Origin of the sequence: Catenulispora pinistramenti (assembly GCF_018274385.1) — a bacterium.
Taxonomy (GTDB): Bacteria; Actinomycetota; Actinomycetes; order Streptomycetales; family Catenulisporaceae; genus Catenulispora; species Catenulispora pinistramenti.
The window spans coordinates 1-2,059 of the sequence record NZ_JAAFYZ010000453.1 but is presented as its reverse complement, the minus strand read 5'-3'; the positions used below and the strand labels follow the sequence as shown (position 1 = coordinate 2,059).

Below are 2,059 nucleotides of genomic sequence, written 5' to 3'. Positions count from 1 at the left end.
ATCAACCAACCGGTGTCCTCGTTCCCTGCGTTTTGTATTTCTCCGGCTGGTTTTCGGTTCGTTCCCCTCGGTCGCGTCGGCAGGGCTTCGCCTACAGTGCCGGTGGCCGGGGGTCAAGTTCGCGCTGCACAAAACCGCAGCTTGAGCGCCCAACCGCCGCGCGCGGACTTGACCCCCGGACACCGGTGCTGTACCCCCCGGGCTGACGACGCGACCGTGGGGAACGGACCGCACCACCTCACCGGCCGCCGCCGCTGAGACTCACCCAGCCACCCGAGGGAACCGCGCTAGTTTCCCTGAGGTTGTCGAGGCCCGCCGGAGGCCCGGCCCTTCATCACAGCCCTTGACCTTGATCTTGCTTGTGGCTCTTGATCTTGCTGTTGATCTGGCCTGTGCCTGTGCCCTTGCTCTGACTTGCCGGAGTTGAAGAGGCCTGAGGTGGGGCGGGGTTGTGAACGCGGGAACCGGCAGCCGACAAACACACCCGCCGACCCGAACCCCGAACCGGCACAACTATGACCGAAGGCCGTAAAAAGCTTTTGAAACCCACACCCCAACCGCAACCCGGCCCTCCAGCAGCCCCGCACCACCAAAAAGAACCGTGTCAACATCAATGTAAACATCGGCGTCAACGCCGGTGTCAACATCCTTAGTTCATCCGGTCGGGTATACCGCTCTCGTATTACCGCACGAAAGACCGTGTGGTGGTCCAAGCTGTCCCCGGCCGCGCCGCTGGCTTCCCGAGACCGGTGTCGCGCGCCTGTTCACGTGCAGTCCGTGAGTTTGACGCCGACCTTAGGAGGCCGCCCGTGCCCGTCCCCGGGGAGCAGCAGCACCCACAGACCGACGCCGAGTTGATCGCGATGGTGCGGGCCGGCGATCGGCGCGCGTATGGGCCGTTGTATGAGCGGCACCGACGTGCGGCGCTGCGCGTGGCTCGGCACCTGGCGCGGGATGAGGCCGCCGCGGATGATCTGGCCGCCGAGGCGTTCACTCGGGTGCTGGCCGCGATCGACCGTGGGAACGGGCCGGATGAGGCGTTTCGGGCGTATCTGTACACGACGTTGCGCCGTACCGCTTTCGACTGGGCCGAGTCGGAGAAGCGGGTGCGGTTGGTGGAGAACATCGCCGAGTTGGAGGTGACGGCAGCTCCGGTGACCGGGGCGGACCGGGACCCGTTGGACGAGGCGTTCGACCGGCAGATCACGTCGCGGGCCTTTCACTCGCTGCCGGAGCGCTGGCAGATCGTGTTGTGGCACCTGGAGGTCGAGGGCGAGACGCCGGCCGAGGTGGCGCCGCTGCTGGACCTGTCGCCGTCGGCGGTCTCGGCGTTGGCCTTCCGGGCTCGCGAGGGCTTACGGCAGGCGTTCTTACAGGAGCATTTAGCCGAGACTGTCAACGAATCGTGCCGGCCCTTCGCCCAGCGGCTCGCGGCGTTCGTCCGCGACAAGCTCGGGAGCCGGGACCGCGCGAAGGTGGAGCGGCACCTGGATACGTGTGCTGATTGCACCGGGTTGTATCTGGAGTTGCTGAAGTTCAACGAGGCGCTGCCGGAGGTCCTGTCGCCCCTGGTGTTCGGTTCGGCGGCGGCTGCGAAGATCATTGCCGGGGTGGCCCTGGGCGCCGCGGCGGCCACCGGTGTGGTGGCCACGACCGCCGGGACCACCGCGACGGTGGTCGGCGGCGGCACCGCGGCCGGCGCTGCCGCGGGTGCGGCCGGCGCCGCGGGAGGCGGCGCGGCGGGCGCGGCGGCCAGCGGGACGGCCAAGTCCGGTGCGCTGTTGGCGAAGTGGTTGATGCAGCTGCGCAAGAGCCGGACCCAGGCGATCACGATGGCCGCCGTCGCGGTGGTGGCGTGCGCGATCCTGGCGTGGGGCATGTCGGGGAACGGCAGCGCGCCACCGCTGGCCGCCGCGCCGCCGGCCCCGTCCTCGGCTCCGCCGGCGGTCGCGCTGCCCGCACCGAAGCCGGTGGCCAGCGTCACGCCCGCGTCGAAGCCGCCGGCGCCCAAGCCGTCGAACCCGCCGAAGACGCCGCCCCCGCCGGTGCAGCACACGTC

1 protein-coding gene is annotated in these 2,059 nt (G+C 69.4%); it reads left to right on the top strand.

The annotated features are described in order from the left end of the window. Positions 1-809: 809 nt before the first annotated feature. The coding region (locus tag KGQ19_RS48395) for a sigma-70 family RNA polymerase sigma factor (protein WP_212022365.1) at positions 810-2,059 on the top strand (1,250 nt) is incomplete at its 3' end.